The sequence below is a fragment of the Enterocloster sp. OA13 genome, assembly GCF_022440595.1.
Lineage (GTDB): Bacteria > Bacillota > Clostridia > Lachnospirales > Lachnospiraceae > Enterocloster > Enterocloster hominis.
Map to the genome: position 1 here is coordinate 1,587,051 of NZ_JAKNTF010000001.1, position 19,511 is coordinate 1,606,561.

The 19,511-nt window shown below is 47.3% G+C and carries 15 protein-coding genes; 12 read left to right on the forward strand and 3 right to left on the reverse strand.

Features of this window, described 5'->3' with window-relative positions; all coding sequences use genetic code 11:
- Positions 1-137 precede the first annotated feature (137 nt).
- Together MCJ35_RS07010 and MCJ35_RS07015 are read left to right on the forward strand one after the other, a co-directional pair.
- Positions 138-2,669 (forward strand): YcxB family protein, encoded by a 2,532-nt coding sequence (locus MCJ35_RS07010; RefSeq protein ID WP_025482276.1) that lies wholly within the window; start codon positions 138-140, stop codon positions 2,667-2,669.
- A gap of 122 nt (positions 2,670-2,791) precedes the next feature.
- Complete coding sequence (locus MCJ35_RS07015) at positions 2,792-3,532, forward strand: hypothetical protein (protein ID WP_240299419.1); 741 nt, start codon at positions 2,792-2,794, stop codon at positions 3,530-3,532.
- Between the two features lie 203 nt (positions 3,533-3,735).
- Here MCJ35_RS07015 and MCJ35_RS07020 read toward each other — a convergent pair whose 3' ends face one another.
- From MCJ35_RS07020 to MCJ35_RS07030, 3 genes are all read right to left on the reverse strand, one after another.
- Positions 3,736-4,662: an NYN domain-containing protein gene (locus MCJ35_RS07020; RefSeq protein ID WP_008724842.1), complete on the reverse strand. Its 927-nt coding sequence runs from the start codon at positions 4,660-4,662 to the stop codon at positions 3,736-3,738.
- Between the two features lie 105 nt (positions 4,663-4,767).
- Positions 4,768-5,544 carry an RNA polymerase sporulation sigma factor SigG gene (sigG, locus tag MCJ35_RS07025; RefSeq protein WP_008724845.1) on the reverse strand — a complete coding sequence of 259 codons (777 nt, stop codon included), beginning with the start codon at positions 5,542-5,544 and terminating at the stop codon, positions 4,768-4,770.
- Positions 5,545-5,924: 380 nt separating this feature from the next.
- Complete coding sequence (locus MCJ35_RS07030; RefSeq protein ID WP_240299420.1) at positions 5,925-6,491, reverse strand: TetR/AcrR family transcriptional regulator C-terminal domain-containing protein; 567 nt, start codon at positions 6,489-6,491, stop codon at positions 5,925-5,927.
- 477 nt (positions 6,492-6,968) lie between these two features.
- Here MCJ35_RS07030 and MCJ35_RS07035 point away from each other — a divergent pair, with 477 nt between their 5' ends.
- The 10 genes from MCJ35_RS07035 to MCJ35_RS07080 all read left to right on the forward strand — a co-directional run bounded on the left by MCJ35_RS07035 (position 6,969) and on the right by MCJ35_RS07080 (position 19,491).
- Positions 6,969-8,639, forward strand: a complete 1,671-nt coding sequence (locus tag MCJ35_RS07035; RefSeq protein ID WP_034575964.1) for an AMP-binding protein — start codon at positions 6,969-6,971, stop codon at positions 8,637-8,639.
- Complete coding sequence (locus MCJ35_RS07040; RefSeq protein WP_227809316.1) at positions 8,636-9,166, forward strand: desulfoferrodoxin family protein; 531 nt, start codon at positions 8,636-8,638, stop codon at positions 9,164-9,166. The genes MCJ35_RS07035 and MCJ35_RS07040 overlap by 4 nt, the downstream gene beginning before the upstream one ends.
- Positions 9,167-9,203: 37 nt before the next feature.
- Positions 9,204-11,243, forward strand: coding sequence for an oxidoreductase (locus tag MCJ35_RS07045; RefSeq protein WP_240299421.1), 2,040 nt, complete (start codon positions 9,204-9,206; stop codon positions 11,241-11,243).
- Between the two features lie 62 nt (positions 11,244-11,305).
- Positions 11,306-12,523 (forward strand): CaiB/BaiF CoA transferase family protein, encoded by a 1,218-nt coding sequence (locus tag MCJ35_RS07050; protein ID WP_025482269.1) that lies wholly within the window; start codon positions 11,306-11,308, stop codon positions 12,521-12,523.
- On the forward strand, positions 12,517-13,707 hold the full coding sequence (locus MCJ35_RS07055; RefSeq protein ID WP_025482268.1) for an acyl-CoA dehydrogenase family protein: 1,191 nt from the start codon (positions 12,517-12,519) through the stop codon (positions 13,705-13,707). Before MCJ35_RS07050 ends, MCJ35_RS07055 begins: the two co-directional genes overlap by 7 nt.
- A 34-nt stretch (positions 13,708-13,741) precedes the next feature.
- The gene (locus MCJ35_RS07060; RefSeq protein ID WP_025482266.1) at positions 13,742-14,977 is read left to right on the forward strand and encodes a CaiB/BaiF CoA transferase family protein; all 1,236 of its coding nucleotides are present in this window, start codon (positions 13,742-13,744) and stop codon (positions 14,975-14,977) included.
- Positions 14,978-15,006: 29 nt separating this feature from the next.
- On the forward strand, positions 15,007-16,149 hold the full coding sequence (locus tag MCJ35_RS07065; protein WP_025482265.1) for an acyl-CoA dehydrogenase family protein: 1,143 nt from the start codon (positions 15,007-15,009) through the stop codon (positions 16,147-16,149).
- A gap of 36 nt (positions 16,150-16,185) precedes the next feature.
- On the forward strand, positions 16,186-17,616 hold the full coding sequence (locus MCJ35_RS07070) for a hypothetical protein (protein WP_025482263.1): 1,431 nt from the start codon (positions 16,186-16,188) through the stop codon (positions 17,614-17,616).
- A 47-nt stretch (positions 17,617-17,663) separates the two neighbouring features.
- Positions 17,664-18,467: an electron transfer flavoprotein subunit beta/FixA family protein gene (locus tag MCJ35_RS07075; RefSeq protein ID WP_025482262.1), complete on the forward strand. Its 804-nt coding sequence runs from the start codon at positions 17,664-17,666 to the stop codon at positions 18,465-18,467.
- A 19-nt stretch (positions 18,468-18,486) separates the two neighbouring features.
- Complete coding sequence (locus MCJ35_RS07080) at positions 18,487-19,491, forward strand: electron transfer flavoprotein subunit alpha/FixB family protein (protein WP_025482261.1); 1,005 nt, start codon at positions 18,487-18,489, stop codon at positions 19,489-19,491.
- The last annotated feature ends 20 nt before the right edge of the window (positions 19,492-19,511 follow it).

Genomic DNA, 19,511 nt, shown 5'->3' on the forward strand with positions numbered 1-19,511 from the left:
CACTGATTTTATGACCGGGTACTTGCCATGGGGAGGAAAATGGACTAAATTATAGATATAGAAATATCTGACCGGCATTGCAGTGCGCTTTGGGACATCAGGGTTTGGAAGTCAGATAGGGGCAGGGGGGAAGGTAAATGTCAGGAGATATGGAACAGACAGTGGAGGCCGCAGTATCTTACCGTCTGGATAACAGGGAACAGAAGGAGTTTAACCAATGGTTCAGCCGGTCGTTCCTCAAAAGGAAAAAGGTGCGTACTGCCAGGCCGGATGTGTCGAACCTGCAGGAGGATACAAAAATCCGGATGGAACCCGGGTGTATTCATATATGGTCAGGACAAAAGGAACTGACACTTTTGTATTCCGCCTTGACGGAGCTGGAAGAGACAGGGACATTGATTATATTCTTTGCCCAGAAGGAATTCTGGGCAATACCCAAACGCGTATTTGGGGATGAGGTTGGCGCAGGGAGGTGGTTTGGGCAGTTAAAGGCAGCCTGTGGCCAGGGGATATCTGACCGGACGGATTTTGATGTAATAAGGGAGCGGTGCACCAGGAATGGAAGCTGCTGCTTTTATTATACCAGGACCGTGGACCAGGTTTTGGAAGCATACGTGGACCTTGGCAGGAAAGAAAAGGATTTGCAGAACCTGAGGAACCTGGCAGTATTTCCCTACCGCTATACAGGTGTCCAGGCCCTTACCCTGGAACCGGACGGGATCCATGAATATGGGGAGCGCTCCATGGCAAGGCATCTGTACGGGGATTTGGAATCCGTGGTTTATACCCGGGACTTCCTGTATCTGATAAAGGGGGACGGGGAAGAAATCATACTGCCTGTGGAATGTCTGGACGCTCTGGAGGAAGCAGGGCAGGAGCGGACGGAAGGCTGGAAGGAAGCAGGGCCGGAGTGGCCGGAAGGCCGGAAGGAAGCGGATCAGGAGCTGCTTTGGCGTATCAATCAGTTCCTGGCGGCATGTAATGGACGGCGTCCGTCTGGCCTTCCAAAACTGCATCCTGAAAAGCTTGACACACCAGAGGCACAGGCGCGGTCCAGGCAGCGCGTACGGATGCAGTCCAAGCAGAATACGGATAAACTGATTGTGATGAACCCTTACAGAAAGCACAGGAAATCCGGCGCGGGCAGGTTTTCAAAACATGGAAAAGGAGAACAATCCGGCCGTCGTTGGTGGAAACAACAGAAAAAGCGGAATAAACAAAAGGGGTTCAGGGGGATTGGCAATCCGGTCAGCGGATACATACTGATTGGAACGGCGGCCCTCATCACACTGGCCATTGCAATCTGGGGACGGAGCATGGCGGTGAGTCTCAGGGCTGGCGGTCATCTGGATTATTTCTATAACCCCGGAGTATTTTTAAGTGGTGCTGAGTATGCCGATATGATAGCGGAAGTGTCTGCTGAAGCAGAGCGTATGCGGGCGGAAATCCTGCAGATAGATGGGAAGGACGCGGACAGCGGTGGGATGGATGATTCCTGGAAGGAACAGTATATGGTGACTGTGCCGGATGATACGGTCTTTGACCAGGTGGGCAGGGATGGAACCTATGTGTCCTCCAAACAGTATTTTACCATCCAGCTTCCGCCGGGAGATTGGGAAGACCGCAGCCTGTCAAGTGATGATGACCGTCTGGCTTCCTCCTGGGGACAGGTCATGGTCAGCGGTTACCGCACCGAGGGCAGGCCTCATAAGATGGCGGGAACAGGAATCCCAAAGACAAAGGATGAATATGTGAAGCAGATGAAAGCCAATATAACAGGCAGCGGAAATCTGTTTAAGCGTGAGGTGCCCATACCCCAGGTGGAAGGATATGCATACCAGGAAAAGGATGGCTGTATCCTTATCAGGAAGGAAATCCGCAGTACGGAGGGCGATGGGGGCTATAGCCTGGATTTAAGCCTGATGGCCCCTGAGTATTCCTACACGGTAAATATCTGGCTGGAAGAGGAGACGCAGGAAAATATCGAAAAAGCCAGGACGGCCCTGGATACCTTCCGTCTCCTGGACATTTCCACGGGAATCTGTAAGCAGATGGAGGATGAGGTGTTCCACGGTTATTATGGAAGGAACACGGTCATGACCAGCTGTCTGGTACTTATGGAAGAGGACATGGAGGAGGATGATATCAGGGAATGCCTGGACAAGGTAAAGGAGATAGATAAGGGGCTTTTCGGGTCAAGGGAGGGACAGGCCCTGGCTGTCCGGAGTGAAAACAGCAGATGGCTGGGAATCGACTGTCCCAGCCTGCAGCAAAACTGTTTTGAACCAAATGCAAGGAAGGTGTCAGAAATCTTTCAGGCGGATGTGATCCTGTATGATGAATTTGACGGGGACCTGCTCATGGTGGCTTATTGCAGTAAGGACCAGAAGGACTCCTGCCAGAGGGCCACGTCGTTTAGTAAAGGAATGCTGGAGCAGGAGTTCCAGTGCTATGGCGAGGAACAGAAATTCCCGGAGGGACTGCTGCAATATATGGACCTGACCAGGGAAGAGGCTTCTGCCATATGGGAGGGGATGGATGTGGTATTCCAGATAGAGAAATGGGAGGCGCTGACCAGTCATATGACCAGGATGCCGATACCACAGGAGTTCGTCGGTATGTGGGATATTGCTGTGTTTGGGGATGGTTTTGAGGTGATACGGCAATAGCGGTGAAAGATGTGGTATGCAAAGATGTGGTATGCAAAGATGTGTATGCAAAGGTATGTATGGAAAGACATGTATGCAAAGATATGTATTGGAAGATATATGGAAAGAAAGGGGCATGTGTGATGGAAAAGCAAAGAAACGGATTATCAAAAGCGGCGGGTGGAAAACGGACCACGGAGGATGGAAAATGGATTATGACGGGTGGAAAACGGACCACCGCCGTAGTGAAGCGTACCGCGGCGTTTGCGGTGGCAATTGTATTGGCAGCCGCGCCGGTTACTTCCTATGGGTTTCAGATGAAGGGGGAGTACTATGAAATCAGCTGCCAGGAAGCCAATGCGTTCATGTTTGACGGCACCACGGCAGAGGCAGGAACCACAGGACAGCTGGTGCTGTCCAAGCTGGAAAGCAGCTGGGCGTCTGAAAGTTCCATAAGGACCACGGATATAAGCGTCATAACCGCGAAAGTGGTACCGGGAGATAACGGGCTTAATGTAATCGAGTACACGGCCAAATCACCGGGAACGGCCCAGCTCATTGTGGTGGTTGAGAGCGGGGCAGCGGTGAATATGGGGAATTTTTATGTGACAGCTGCTTCTGGCGGACAAGGTACGGACATTGGCTGGATTCAGGAGAATGGCCAATGGAAATATAAAATGGGCGATGGTACCTATAAGGACAATGGATGGTTTGCGGATAACGGCAAATGGTATTACCTGGGACCGGATGGGACCATGTATGCCAGCCAATGGCTTCAGGATGGGGAATGGTGGTATTACCTGGGGGCGGACGGCGCCATGCTTAAGGATACAGTGACGCCGGACGGATACCAGGTGAATGATTATGGGGTCTGGGAACCGTGAGGCCGGGAAGGATTGGGGTATCCAGGCGGACGATATCAGGGCCTGTTTGAAAATTCATTCCCGCCATCTGCCCTAAGGAATCCACCAGAGGTACCACCTTAGGACTAAGCACGCCCCACTTTGCGGCATATTTGGATAAAAAGACAAAAAACACCCGCAGGACATGGATTGCTTTGAATCCCCTGTCCGCGGGTGTCGCTGCGTTACCGCATCTGTATCATATTATCCTTAATCTTAAATGTGCCGAAGCTGCGGATGAAGCTGGATATACGGCTGAATCCATACTGCTTGACATCGAAGGACGGGAATGCCTTTTTAAGCTCGTCATGGACAATGCTCAGGTTGTCCACATGTCCCTTATTCTCCCGTATCATACGGATGATTTCCTTTTCAATCTCAGCCTTGGAGATGCTGGCGCTTTTCTCCTGAACAAAGTAACCGCCGTGGAGTTTCACCACCTGGAAATCATTGTTGTCCAAGCTTTCCAGGAAGGTGGAAAGCTTGGAATAACCGTAGTTGCGCACGTCAAAATCCGAGAAACGCTTGGTCAGGAAATTGCCTACGCGGGCCAGGATGATGGGCTGGTTCTGGCTGTTATTCTCTATCAGCAGCTTGGTGATGGCTTTCTGTATCTCATCGATACTTGTAATGGTCTTCTGGTTCTCAATCACGGTGGCCTCAGGCGCATCATCGGAAGAGATGATTTCCAGAAGCTTGAAGGTGTCACAGGCAGCCCTGAACGGCTTGGGGGTCTTCTGTTCGCCGATTCCCATTACAAACATCCCGGCCTCCCTGAGGCGCTGGGCAAGCTTGGTAAAGTCCGAGTCACTGGATACCAGGCAGAAGCCGTCCACATTGCCGGAATAGAGGATGTCCATGGCATCGATGATCATGGCTGAATCCGTGGCATTCTTTCCCGTGGTATAGCTGTACTGCTGGATGGGATTCACGGACCAGTCCAGTAAAACGTTCTTCCAGCTGCGTTTCTCATTGTCCGTCCAGTCCCCGTATATTCGCTTGTAGGTGGCGATTCCCTGGTCTGAGACCTCGTCCAGGATATACTTGATATACTTAGGTGATACGTTGTCCGCATCAATTAATACTGCAAATCTTCTTTCACTCTGCTCCATAGATATGTTCACTTTCTTATTTATTTCTTAACATATCCAGTTTAACACATCACGGGAGGGGCTTCAAGGAGAAGTGAGCGACAAACGTATATATTTTGTACATGCTCAGCTCAAATAGGTCTTCATGCTCTTTAACGCGTTTTTTTCCAGGCGGCTGACCTGGGCTTGGCTGATGTGGATTTCCTCGGCCACCTCAGTCTGGGTCTTTCCTTCGAAAAAACGCATATCGATGATATGGCGTTCCCGCTCCGGCAGGCGTTTCATGGCTTCCACCAATGACAGGTCCTCCACCCAGTTTTCCTCCAGGTTTTTCTTGTCACTGATCTGATCCATTACATAAAGCGGGTCCCCGCCGTCCGTGTACACAGGCTCGTAGAGGCTGACGGGTGTCTGTATGGCATCCAATGCATAGGTGATATCTTCTTTGGATACACCGATTTCCTGGGCTATTTCCACGAGGGTGGGTTCCTTGGAATTGACCCTGGTCAGCTGCTCCCTTGCGTAGAGGGCTTTATAGGCCGTGTCCCTTAAGGAACGGCTTACGCGGATGGAGTTGTTGTCACGCAGATACCTGCGGACCTCGCCCAGTATCATTGGGACTGCATAAGTAGAAAACTTGACATTCTGGGTGATATCAAAATTGTCAATGGCTTTGATAAGGCCGATGCAGCCAATCTGAAACAGGTCGTCTATGTTCTCCTGGCTGTTTGAAAAACGCTGTATCACGCTGAGTACCAGGCGCAGGTTCCCTTTGATGTACTGCTCCCTGGCATCTTTATCCCCGTTCAGTATCCTCTTGAATAGTTCCTCTTTTTCTTCATTACTCAGTAAAGGCAGCTTGGCGGTATTGACTCCGCAAATCTCAACTTTGTAGCCCGACATAATCCTTACCTCCGTTATATTGCCATACATCCTGACATAAAAAAATGGCAGGACTGCACTGGATGAATCTGCTATAACGAAATGATGTACTGATTCGGATGGTTTTATACGATTTGGGGGCAGAAAAAGATTTCCATTTTTTGTATTTTGAGATTTTAAAACTATTATTGCTGATTTCCTCGTTGAATTTATATCCAATCAGAATACAGATGGTCATATATTCCTATTTAGGGGGATAAAGAGGTATATGGTAGATACTGTGAATACAGGGAGGGAACTGAGAGATATCCCTCCTTCCGCGGTCCACAAAAGAGAGGGACTTGATGTTTGAAATCAAGTCCCTCTCTTTTTGACTGGTAGTATATATCTTATAACTTCATTTAAATCTGCTGTTCCCTGTCCTTATTGCAGCATGTCAGATAAATCTTGATGCATTCTGGTGTGGAATTCATGGCATATCTTGCCATATCCCTGGGTAGGACCGTCATACCGTCACAGGCCCATTTGACATACATATTAGAAGCACCATGTGCATTAAAAGCCAGGGCATACAGACATTCATCTGTAAGCACATGTTCTCCAAAATGGTTGGATATATAGTCTTTATAGTAATTATAGGTCTGGTTGTATATTGCTTCCAGAAGACAGTTCTGGCCTTCCAGATGGCATGCCTGAGTAAAAAAAGGCTGATTTAGTTTGGCATTTTCATAGATGCTTAAAAGATAGGTGTAAAAACCACTGGATTCAATTATTTTCTTTTCGCCTCTCAGTGTTCTGAGGAAAATCCAGAATATCAAATCATTTTTATCTAAAAAATGGTTGTAGAATGTCTGGCGCCCTGTGCCAACATGTTTGACAATGTCGGTAACGGTTACTTTGCTTAATGGTTTTTCATTACTCAATTCAATGATTGCATCAGCAAATAATTTTTTTACATCAATAGCCATAAAAATCCCCTTTGTGTAAGTTGTTATTGTACCCATAAAGATAAAATAATCATTCGGAATCGTCATGAAATTCAAGATTAGTAAATCAGAATAAACGGGTTTTAAGATACTCTTACCCACCATGATAATCTATATTTAGAAAATGTCAATATGTGCATTATTACATATTAGTAAAGGTGATTTTGGGTGCAGGGAGGGGGATTAAACGACAATAAATTCACAATAATGATAAAAATATTAATATTTTAGTACATGAAAATAGATTTCCAGTCCAAAGTACAGTCAAAATAGAATGTCCATATTTAGACAAATATATAAAAAAGTCCATATTTGTACACTATTAACTGATTATAAATTTAAATAATGCTATTTTTAGTATATAATTCAATTAATAAAAAATTAACAAGGCGAGATATACGAAATTATAATGGAATAATGGATAAAAATATAGTTTTTCAGTAAAACAGGAGGGAGATAATGGGGAAGCTAGTAGTTGAAATTGACAAAAGACAGGTAGAAAAGTACCGAAAACAGGGACTATGGGGGGATGCAACCTTACTGGACTACTGGTTATTGTCAGTTAAATCATATGCTGACAAAACCATGGTCGTAGATGACCAGGATTCGTCCTATACATACCGTGAACTGGACAGGGCGTCTGATTGTCTGGCCGTCTATTTAAAGGAAGAATGTAATCTGGAAGAAGGGGATATTGTCTCTGTCCAGCTGCCTAACTGGGCTGAGTTCACCCTGATCCTGATTGCCTGCCTGAAAATTGGTGTTGTGGTCAATCCATTATTGACAGGATTCAGGGAAAGCGAACTGATTCACCGGTTATCAAAATGTTCTGCCAAAGTCATGTTTGTTCCGGGGGAATTCAGAAATTGCAATCATGTGGTGCTGGCTGAAAAAGTTGCTGAAAGTGTTCCCAGCCTGCAGAAGATTGTGATTGTGGACAAACATTCTCCTTACAATGGACAAGGTAAGGGATGGGACCATCTTTCAGATATTCTGGAGAACGGAGGTCTGGTTAAGGAATACTGTCAGGGCAAAGCAGAGGATGTGGCAATTGTATTATTTACATCAGGTACGGAGAGTGTTGGAAAGGGTGTCATGCTGACCCACAATAATCTCATTGCCAATATGAAGGGCTATATTTCCATGACTGATCTGCACAGCTTTGATTCCATGATAATGCCTGTTCCACTGGCTCATGCCACAGGGTTGATGTACGGAGTCATAGTTCCGTTCATCAACGGAATGACCAGTGTTCTTTTGGAACGGTATACAGTGGACCGGTGTCTTGATATGATTCAGCAGGAAAAGTGCACTGTGATAGAAGGGCCAACAGTAATTGCTTATGATGTAATACGCCGGATTGAAGAGCGCCCTGAAGTAGATATCTCATCACTCAGGTTCTTTTACTGCGGTGGAGCGCCTGTGCCGCGTACCCTGGTGGAAAAAGCTTTAAAAAAGGGAATCAAGGTATTGGGGGTTTACGGCTCCACAGAGAGCGCTCCCCACTGCGTTGTATCCCCTTGGTTCCCTACTGAAAAGGTACTGACAACGGATGGACTTCCCGTTCCTGGTACAGAAGTAAAGGTGGTGGATGAACGGGGAGATACGGTAGGACCTTGGATTGAGGGGGAGGAATTATCAAGAGGCCCCGGCGTTTTCATGGGATATATTGATGAGCCGGAAATGACGAAAACAGCAATTGATAAAGATGGATGGTACCATAGCGGGGATTTATGCATCATGGATGATGACGGTTTCATACGTATCACAGGGCGGAAGAAGAACATCATCATAAGAGGTGGGGAGAATATCAGCAGTGTGGAAATAGAAGGTATCCTTATGCTTCATGAGAATATCATTGAGGCAGCTGTGGTGTCTTATCCTGATGAACGCATGGGAGAAAAGGCCTGTGCGTACCTGGTATTGAAGGATAAGGGTCAGACCATGAGTCTGGCAGAGGTTCAGGCCCATATGGAAAAGAATGGAACAGCAAAGTACAAATGGCCGGAGAGGATAGAGCTGATTGACCATCTGCCCAGAACAGAAACCGGAAAGGTACAGAAGTTCAAACTTAGGGAGGATATCAGACGGAAAATAAAATGTCAAGCAAAGGGGATGGAGGTGAAATGATTCCGGAAAGGCAGAATTATACAACAGCCTGTATGGTAAGCCGCTGCCCGGCAATGAACAATGACCGTCCGGTATTTTTCCGGTGCGGAATCTGTGGCAGCATCAGTATAGTGTATGGGGATTGTTCTCTTACTGAATTCAAGTGTGGGTGTAATGGAACACGCCAGCGCTTGGAGACGCCTGGTTCAGAAGAGAAGGATGGAATCCATGCGCTGTCCTATGTATTTTTTGGGGGAGCGGAACATAATGCAGTGCAGATTTCAGTTGGGGACGGAAACCATCCTATGACAGAGGAACATCGTATCCAATGGATTTATCTGCTTACCTATGAAGGCGGGCAGCTAAAATACCTGGATACATCCTTAAAGGCGCGGACTACGTTTGCCATGGCTGGAATGGATGCCTATTCATACTGTAATCGCCATATATGCCATATGGGACATAAACACTGCCAGTTTCAGTGCAAGAGAGGCTGGGAAATTTACGCATACTGTAGCCTGCATGGTCTAAGCCGTCTGATATTATGACCATGCGGGGTTAACAGGAGAAGGAGGGTGAGAATCCATGAAGAAACTTTACACCCCGGGTACGATAGGAACCCTTGAGATTAAAAACAGGATAGTTATGGCTCCTATGGTAGACGGATATAGTGAAAAGGGGGCGCCTACTGAACGAAGCCTGGAATATTACCGGGTCAGGGCGGCCGGGGGAGTAGGTCTTATTATTGTTGGTAATATACATGTAGATCCTGCCCATAGGCATGTGATGCCTGGATTTAATTTATATGAGGATAGTTTTACAGAAAAACTTCGTCCCCTAGTGAATGTAATCCACGAGGGTGGGGCAAAAGCCTTTGCCCAGCTGATTCATCAGGGAAGATATGCAAAAACCCGTGATTACATAGACGGGGTACAGGCAGTAGCGCCTTCTGCCATTTTCACGCGCATGACGGGAGAAACACCCAGGGAGCTCACTGTCGGGGAAATCCTGTACTTGGAGAATGCCTTTGCAGAGGCTGCCAGACGGGCAGTAGAGGCAGGGTTTGATGGTATAGAGATATGTGCCAATTCAGGATATCTCTTTGGACAATTCCTATCACCCCTGACTAATATACGGGCAGACCAGTATGGGGGGAATCTGGAGAACCGTACACGTTTTCTTGCAGAAACCATTGCAGATGTACGGGAAAAGGTGGGTAAGGATGTTCCTGTTACTGTACGTATTGGGGGCAGTGACTTTGTTGCAGGAAGCAACACCAACAAAGAGGCATGTCAGATATCAGTCATGATGGAACAGGCGGGAGTGGATGCAATCAGTGTTACAGGAGGATGGCATGAAAGCGGTGTGCCGCAGGTGACCATGGATTTGCCTCATGGTATATACAGCTATCTGGGAAGGAACATACGCAGGTATGTCAATGTTCCGGTCATGATGAGTAACCGTATGGATGTGAAGACGGCAGAAGAGTTGATTGAACGGAAAGATGTGGATTTTGCAGTATTTGGCCGGCCTATGCTGGCAGACCCGGAATTTCCGCGCAAGGCTTCGGAGGGGAGACTGGAAGATATCAGGCCCTGCCTGGGATGCAATCAGGGATGTCTGGACCACTCCATGAGCGGAAAAAGTATTCAGTGCCTATGTAATGCGGAGTGTGGCCGGGAAAGCAGTCTGATGGACGACGAAGGACGGCTTCCCACTGAGAAAAAAGCGGGACATGTAAAGAAAATCCTTGTCATTGGAGCTGGTGTGGCGGGAATGGAGTTTTCCAGAACAGCAGCTATGAGGGGACACTCCGTGGTTATATGGGAAAAGGAAACCTGTTGCGGAGGGCAGTTAAACCTGGCTGCGGCTCCTCCGGCCCGGCATGATTTCATATATCTGACAGAATACCTAAGGACAGCCTGTATAAAAGCAGGCGTGGAATTCTGCTTTGGGAAACAGGCAGATGCTCAGTCCATTTTAAAAGAGGTAAAGCAGAATCACTTTGATCATGTGGTAATAGCCACGGGAGCGGCGCCTCAAGTTCCCAGGATTCCTTCAGATGCAGGAGCTTATGTTGTGCAGGCATGGGACGTGCTTAAGGGGAATGTACAGACCGGTACAGAGGTAGTGGTCGTTGGCGGCGGGGCAGTGGGGATTGAGACTGCCATCCTTTTAGGTGAAGATGGAACCTTGACTCCCGAGGCTCTTAGGTTTCTTACTTTATATCAGGCAGAATCACAGGAAACCTTGTGTGGGATGCTTAACAGCGGCAGCAGGAACATAACTATTGTGGAGATGCTTGATAAAGCCGGAAAGGATATAGGAAAGACTACCCGATGGATCATGATGGACCGTCTGAGAAAACTGGGAATCAGAATCTATACCAGTACATGTCTGGAAGAGATAAAAAAAGACAGGGTAGTGGTGAATGGTCCTGATGGAATAAGGGAACTTCCTGCTGATACTGTAGTTCTGGCCATTGGTTCAAAATCAGAGAGCGGCCTGTATGGGCAGATAAAAAATGAATTTCATGAGGTTTCTGTTATCGGTGATGCCGTTACGCCCAGAAAAGCCATGGATGCTGTCAGGGAGGCGTACGACTTGGGGATTTCAATTGGCTAAAATTGAATCCTCCGGCAGATGTGTTACAGAACGGAACCCTATAATAAAAGGAATGCATAATTATGACAGAAAATGTTTTTTCCGGTTTGACAATACTTGATCATACGCGCTATCTGTTGGGCGGTTATGCGACTCAGGTTTTTGCAGACCTTGGTGCAGAGGTTATTAAAATTGAAGAAATATCAAAAGGAGATTTATGCCGGGATGATATCCCAAGGATAAACGGAGTCAGTCATTACTTCTCAGCGCTGAACCGGAATAAAAAGAGCCTTTCCCTTAATCTGAAAGACCAGGGGGGAAGGGAAGCCTATATCAAATTATTAGAGAGGGCGGATGTGGTCATTGAAAATTTCCGGCCCGGAGTCATGAAGCGTCTGGAACTTGATTATAGCATTGAAAAAAAAATCAAACCCGATATCATACACTGTTCATTGACTGGTTTTGGGCAGGATGACCCCAGAAGCTTAAAAGCTTTTCATGATATAAATTTTCAGGCTCTCAGCGGATATCTATCCCTGAACGGAGGGAAGACAAGTCCTATTCACTTTGTGGATATTTCCACAGCCATGGTAGCGGTGCAAAGTATTATGGCGGCCCTGCTACAGCGTAAGGAGACCGGTCAGGGAGCGTTTTGCGACATCAGGATGTTTGATTCCTTTGTGTGGTGGAATTCCATCCTGGATGCCAGGTATCAGTTTTCTGGAAATAAGTTGACAGAGGACACTTTGGACTTCCCGGTCCTGGCATACAATGTGTATGAAACAGCAGACCATGGAAGCATATCCGTGGGTATGCTGGAAGATAAATTCTGGAATCAGTTTCTTTCGCTGAACGGTCTTGATGAATTGAAACCTTTTAAGTTAAGCCGTCCTAAAGAAGCCCCAAAAGCATTTGATACATTGAAGAAACTTTTTAAAAGCCGGACCATGGACCAGTGGAAGAAATGGCTTAAGGATAAAGACATCTGCGCCATGTGGGTCATGGACAAAAAAGAGGCAGTAAACTACATAATATCAAAGGATACAGGCCTGATGGAATATTGTGATTTTCCATGTACGGGGGAGACTCTTCAGACTAGGATACCACAGCTTATAAGTTCCATCCCTGTTTCCCTGAAAACTGCAATACCAGCCCCAAAACTAGGTGAGCACAATCACAAGATCCTTAAAAGCTTGGGGTACTCGGAAGTGGAAATAATAAAAATGTCTGAAACAGGAGCTTGTGGAACACTCTGGCCCTGTATATCAGCAGATAAAAAGGAGGAAGAAAAAGAATGTTAAACAATCAGAGAATCAGTGAGAAAGAACTCTATGACCTGAGAATGAAAATTCGAAATGTGGTTGAAAACGATTTGGAAGCCCTTTCGGCAGAAATGGAAAAAAGTAACGTTTATCCGCCTGAGATGTGGGAAATTGGAAAGAAAAATGATATGTTCCGCCTTTCTCTTCCAACGGAGTACGGCGGTATGGGATTATGTCTGGAACAATATTTTACAGTTCTTGAAGAAATTGGAAGAGGAAATCAGGCTATCCGAATGTTTTTCCATGTGGCCAATGGACTTAGCTGGGAAATCATGGCAGAGCATGGCAGGGAAGAGATGAAGCAGGAGTATCTTCCTAAGATGGGAACCGGAGATTATTTTGTAGCATTTGCCCTGACTGAGCCTGACTGTGGTTCTGGCGTTGATATCCGCAGCACTGCTGTGAAAAAGGGGGATAAGTGGGTTCTCAATGGACGTAAGACGTTGATTTCCTTTACAGATATCTGTGATGCATACTATATCATTGCTGTATCAGATGAAGCTAAACGCAAAAAAGGCGGACATACTGCCTTTTATGTCCCGGCGGGAACTCCTGGAATGAGGATTGAAAATATGCCTCATATGATGGGATGCAGGGGGACCGGGCATGGGGATGTGGTAATGGAAGACATGGAGATTCCTGATGAATACCGCCTGGGGAAAGAAGGCGAAGGGCTGACAGTATTCCTTCATGCACTTGCCATATCACGCGCTTCCATAGGTGTCTGCCTTCTGGGACTTTCACAGCGTATGTTGGAATTAGCCATTGCCAGGGCAAAGGACAGGGTGACATTTGGAAAATCGTTGATTCAGCGTCAGGCAGTCCAGCAGATGCTGGCAGATATGGCCACACAGGTTCACGCACTGCGTCTGCTGGTACGTGACTGTGCCCAGAAAGCGGACAGGGGAGAGGACATTGAGATGATTTCCTCCATGCTCAAGCTTCACGGGATTGATACGGTCCGCACTGTATCGGATGGATGTCTTGAGATTTTTGGTGGTATTGGATATTTTGAAGATAATCCATATGGTCCGGTGGAACGCCTTTACCGCGACGCCCGCGCCATGTGGTTTGAGGAAGGTCCACGGACAGTACAGCGCCTTACATTGGTCCGTAGGGTGATTGATGCGGATGGGGAGATTAGGACATCCAATTATTGCTGACGAAATTAAGCTGACAAAGAGAGGTATCCAGACTATGAAACCATTAGAAGGCATAAAAGTGATTGAACTTGCAGAATATGTTGCTGTTCCGGGAGCCCCCCGGCTTCTGGCGGACTGGGGGGCAACCGTATACAAGATTGAGAGGCCCCAGGGAGATCCCAGCAGACACTTGGGTCCGTCTTTCAAAATGATTGATTTTATGAAAGAGGATTATAATCATTGCGTGGATATGATGGTAGGAGGAAACCGCCAGTATATCTGCCTGGATTTGAAAAAACCGGATGGGATGGAGGCTCTTCACAAGCTGTTAGAGACAGCGGATGTGTTCGCCACCAGCTGGCGTCAAAAGGCACTGGACAAGCTGCACCTGGATTATGATTCCTTAAAAGAAAAATATCCCGGGCTTATCTATGCCCAGGTTACGGGCTATGGAGACTATGGACCGGAAAAAGACAGTCCGGGCTATGATACCATATGCTATGCGGCAAGGGGCGGATGGTTCCGCTCCCTGCCCCAGGAAGGCGATGCTCCTATGAACTGGCCTAATGCCCTTGGTGACCTTCCGACATCAGTGGCCCTGGCTGCGGGAATCTGCGGAGCGTTGGTTAAAAAAGCAAAAACAGGACTGGGTGACCGTGTATTCATCAGCTTGTACCACACGGCGCTGTATTTCCTGACCGTGGGTATTGTGACCAGCACATATGACAACCACTATCCCAGTTCCAGAAAGAATCCTCCAAGCCCATTGAATAACACCTATCCTACCAGGGATGGAGGATGGATTTATCTTTGTATGCCGGTATATGATGCCGAATTTAACAAATGTATGGATTTGATTGGGCGGAATGACCTGATAGATTCTCCTGAATACAGCAATTATAGTAAGGTGCTGGCAGAGGGTCGTGTTGCGGAAGTGGTAAATATTATTGAAGAAGGCTTTATGGAAAAGGATGCAGATGAATGGGTACGTATTTTCAAGGAAAAAGATATCCCGGCAGGAAAATGTTTTACTGTGGATGATATACTGGAAGATCCTCAGGCCTGGGAAAATGATTTCCTCAGGAAAATCCACTATGATAATGGCGTTGACGGTATTGTAACAGATACGCCGGTACGGTTCCAGAGCATGGGACTTCCGCCGCTGGAGCAGTCAAAACCAATCGGTTATCATACAGAAGAGGTCTTAAGCCAGTACGGTTATACTAAAGAGCAGCTGGATGAGATGAAAAAAAACGGTGTAATCACAGTAAATAAACGTAACTGTGAATGATTAAGTGAAAACTTGTGAGGTGAACGGATATGACAATGATTTATACGGAAGACCAACTGGCCATCAGGGATTTGGTCCGTGACTTTATGGCAAGGAGAGTGAAACCCCACCTGAGAGAGCTGGATGATAAAGGGGAATTTCCACAGGATATATACAAAGAGGCGTTTGAAATGGGGCTTCACTGCCTTCAGATACCGGAGGAGTTTGGGGGGGCAGGTCTTGATTATGTGACTATGGCAGTGGCCTTGGAAGAAATGGGAAGGTGCGATCCTGGTTTTGCCATTACCATGCTCAGCACATCCATGACCCTTAAATGTATCCTTTTGGGCGGCAATGAGGAACAGAAGCAAAGGGCGGCTGATATCCTTATTCCAGGCGCACATGGCAGTTTCAGCATGACAGAGCCAAATGCGGGTTCTGATACACTCAGCCTCCGTACCACAGCCAGGAAGGATGGCGATGATTACATTTTAAACGGTACTAAGTGCTTTGCAACCAATGGGGCATACAGCGATTTATATGTGATTATTGCAACTGTGGACAGGTCCCTGGGATCAAAGGGAACGGTTGCATTTATGGTAGAAGGAAAAACACCTGGTCTCAGTGTGGGCAAGCATGAGAATAAGATGGGACTTCGTCTTTCCAATACCTGCGATCTGTTCCTGGAGGATGTGAGGGTGCCTGCTGCCAACATGCTTGGTTCTGTGGGGGATGGTATTAAGATTGCCCTGGGCGGTTTAGATACAGGACGTATCTATAATGCAGCGGTAGCAGTGGGAATTGCCCAGAATGCATTGGAAGAAAGCGTGGCTTATGCAAAAACCAGGGAGCAGTTTGGTAAACCCATCATAGAAAACCAGGCGATTAAGATGATGTTGGCAGATATGCAGATTGGCACAGAGGCAGGACGGCAGCTGGTATTCGGTGCCATGCGTCTTTTGGATGCAGGGGTGAAGAAAGTCAGCATGGAAGCATCCTGTGCAAAAACTTTCTGTAGCGATAACGCGGTGAAGGTGACAACAGACGCGGTACAGATATTTGGGGGTTATGGTTACAGCAAAGAGTATCCGGTGGAGAAGATGATGCGCGATTCAAAGATATTCCAGATATTTGAAGGAACGAATCAGATTCAGCGTCTGGTGGTGTCCAGGGAACTGGCCAAACTTTACTAAGTTTCTTTCTTGATTAAACAATAGGAGGGTTTCAATATGGCAATGAAGAGACCATATGGTGGGGAGCAGCCATATATAAAAGTGGGGATGTTTAAAGTACGTATTCCGTTTATTCATTGTAATCCTACATTTCCTGAGGCAATTCAGGGTATGTGTAATGGCGTGCTGTGTTTTGGGGCAATAGCAACCGTCATGCTATGTACAGGAGTAAGTGAGGAGGCTGCCTATGGGGCCGCTTTTCTCAGCACCTTTCTCTATATCATCAATTCCCTGGCAGGGGATCCGACTGTCTGTGGCTGGATTATGCCGGCAGTACCGCTTGTTGTTGCATTCTGCCAGGGCTATCCGCCGGAACAGCAGGTTCAGGCTATGGCTGCGCTGCAGTTGATGCTGGCGGCAATCTTCCTGTTCTTAGGAGGAACCGGACTTGCAAAGAAGGTAATTACCTTTGTTCCCCCAAGCATCAAGGGCGGGATTGTCCTGGGGGCTGCCATTGCTTCGATTTTTGGCGAGTACAAAACCGGTGGACGTGTGGGGACCTACCCCATTACAATCATGGTTTCGACCGTCGCAATGATCTTCCTTCTGTACAGCCCGGTTTTCAAAGGGTGGGTTAAGAAAGGGAATCCTGTGGCAAAGATGCTGGCCAGCCTGGGGCTGGTGCCGGCAGTCATACTTGCCATGATTCTGGCGGCTATCACAGGAGAGAGCCCCATGGAGTTTTCCATATTCCCAATCATTACCCTTCCTAATTTTGCTACGATGTTTAGGGAATTATCACCATTCTCTGTAGGATTTCCAAGTCCGGCCATATTGATATCCGCTATTCCCACTGCATTTGCCATTTATATTGTTGCATTTGGGGATACCCTGGTACTGAAGGAAATCGTCAGGGACGGAACAGCATCCAGAAAAGATGAGTATTGCGAACTGAATGTAAACCGTGTAAGTATCACTGCTGGTTTGAGAAACCTGATTCTGGGCTGCATCTGTCCTTTTGGACCACTTGCATCTCCGCTGGGAGCAGCCTTTACCATCTCCATGCTGCAGGGGTATGAGGACCGTGGGGAAAAAGGATTCTATAGTGTACACGGCGGCGCCATGTCAGGTAACTATATGCCATTCATTACCATGATTTTCACACCGATTGTAAGCCTTGTGCGTCCAATCGCACCTATCTGTATGAGCCTTTGCCTTGTCTCACAAGGCTTCACCTGCACCGCCAGCGGTATTGGCCTGTGCCGGGAAAAAACTGATTTGGCCATTGCCGGGGCAATTGCGGCAGTTATGGTTGCCAGAGGCGCTGCATGGGGATTTGCAGTGGGCATTGTATGCTACATATTTATTGCATCCAGGGATAAGCGTAAGGACGATCTGGCATATAACAGATCCGTTATTGCAGCTGAGGATGAAGAAGAGCGTAAGGCGCGGGAATTAAGGGAAAAAGAGCGTAATGCAGCCGCATAGGCAGGAGTGGGCTGTCACTATATAATATTGAAAATGAGGGATGAATCATGAATATTTTAGTATGTATCAAGCAGGTGCCGGATACTACGGAAATAAAAATAGACCCGGTTACCAATACATTGATTCGGGACGGTGTTCCCAGTATCGTTAATCCATATGACGGATATGCACTGGAAGCAGCCGCGCGCATCAAGGACGCGGATCCGGATACAAAGATAGTAGTTGTGTCCATGGGCCCTAATCAGGCAATAAAGGCATTAAAGGAATGTCTTGCAATTGCAGCGGATAAGGCATATCTTGTATCGGACCGGGCGTTTGGCGGCTCTGATACGCTGGCTACCAGTTATATTCTGTCGAATACCATTAAAAAGCTTGAAGAAACAGAGGGAAGATTTGACGCGGTTTTCTGTGGCAAGCAGGCTATCGATGGAGACACGGCCCAGGTTGGACCTGAGATTGCAGAGCATTTGGGACTGCCGCAGGTAACCTATGCACTGGAAGCAGAAACAGATGGGGATTCCTTCCGGGTCCTGAAAGAAGGGGCGGATTACAATATGATGATAGGAATTGCCATGCCCTGCCTTATTACGTTTACGAAACCAGGCTTTGAACCACGCTTTCCTTCCATTAAAAGGAAGATGGCGGCCAACCGCGCCGTTATTCCTGTATTGACTGCGGCTGATCTGCCGGATATTGATCTTACGCGTGCAGGGCTTAAAGGTTCGCCTACCAAGGTAAAGAAATCCTTCTGCCCGGAGCAGAAAAAGGGCGGAATTATCATTATGGAGGACAGTGAACATGCATCGGCAGCAAAGCTGGTTAAGATGCTTAGCGCTGCCTGCCTGATATAAGAAGGAGGGGAGACCGCAGATGGACGCAAAGACAAAGGATTTATGGGTATTTATTGAAACAAAGGAGGACGGAACCCCTAGAAAGGTGGGACTGGAACTGTTGAATCCGGGCCGTGACCTGGCTTACAAGCAGGGAGGGAAGCTGGTAGCTGTCGTAATCGGATACCATACAGATGAGTCAGTTAAGGCAGCAGGGGAATATGGAGCAGATGAAATCATTGTTGTGGATGCAGAGGAGTTTAAAGAATATTCCACTGATGCATATACAGCAGCCCTGACATTTCTCATAGAGAAATATGGTCCTACTACCATGCTTATTGGTGCAACACCCACGGGCCGTGACCTGGGACCAAGGCTTTCATGCCGGTTAAAGACAGGCTTGACTGCTGACTGCACCAGACTGGATGTGGACATGGAAACCGGCAATATGGCATGGACACGCCCTGCTTTTGGCGGAAACCTGATGGCAACCATTCTCTGTCCGGATTGCAGGCCGCAGTTAGGTACGGTGCGCCCTGGTGTCTTTAAAAAACCTACAGCTGGAATATCAAGAGCAGGCATTATTAAAGAGGAGTATTCCTTCCCCAAGGAAAAAATACGTACAAAAATTCTGGAAGTGATTCAGGAAGCAGCCAGTGAGCTGGTTGATTTGGAAGGGGCAGAAATCATTGTGTCCGGTGGACGTGGAGTAGGGGGACCGGATGGTTTTAAGCTGATTGGTACCCTTGCGGATTCACTGGGAGCTACTGTGGGCGCATCCAGGGCCGCAGTGGATGCGGGCTGGATTAGCCATTCCCACCAGGTGGGTCAGACAGGTAAGACCGTTGCTCCTAAGATTTATATTGCCTGTGGTATATCAGGAGCTATACAGCACTTAGCAGGTATGAGCGGTGCTGACTGTATTATTGCCATTAATAAGGATTCAGATGCGCCTATATTTGGGATTGCAGACTATGGCATAATAGGTAACCTGTTTGAGGTTGTGCCTGCCATGGTGGAGGAAATCAAAAAGGCCAAAGGGTAATAAGGAAAGAGTGCCGTTCA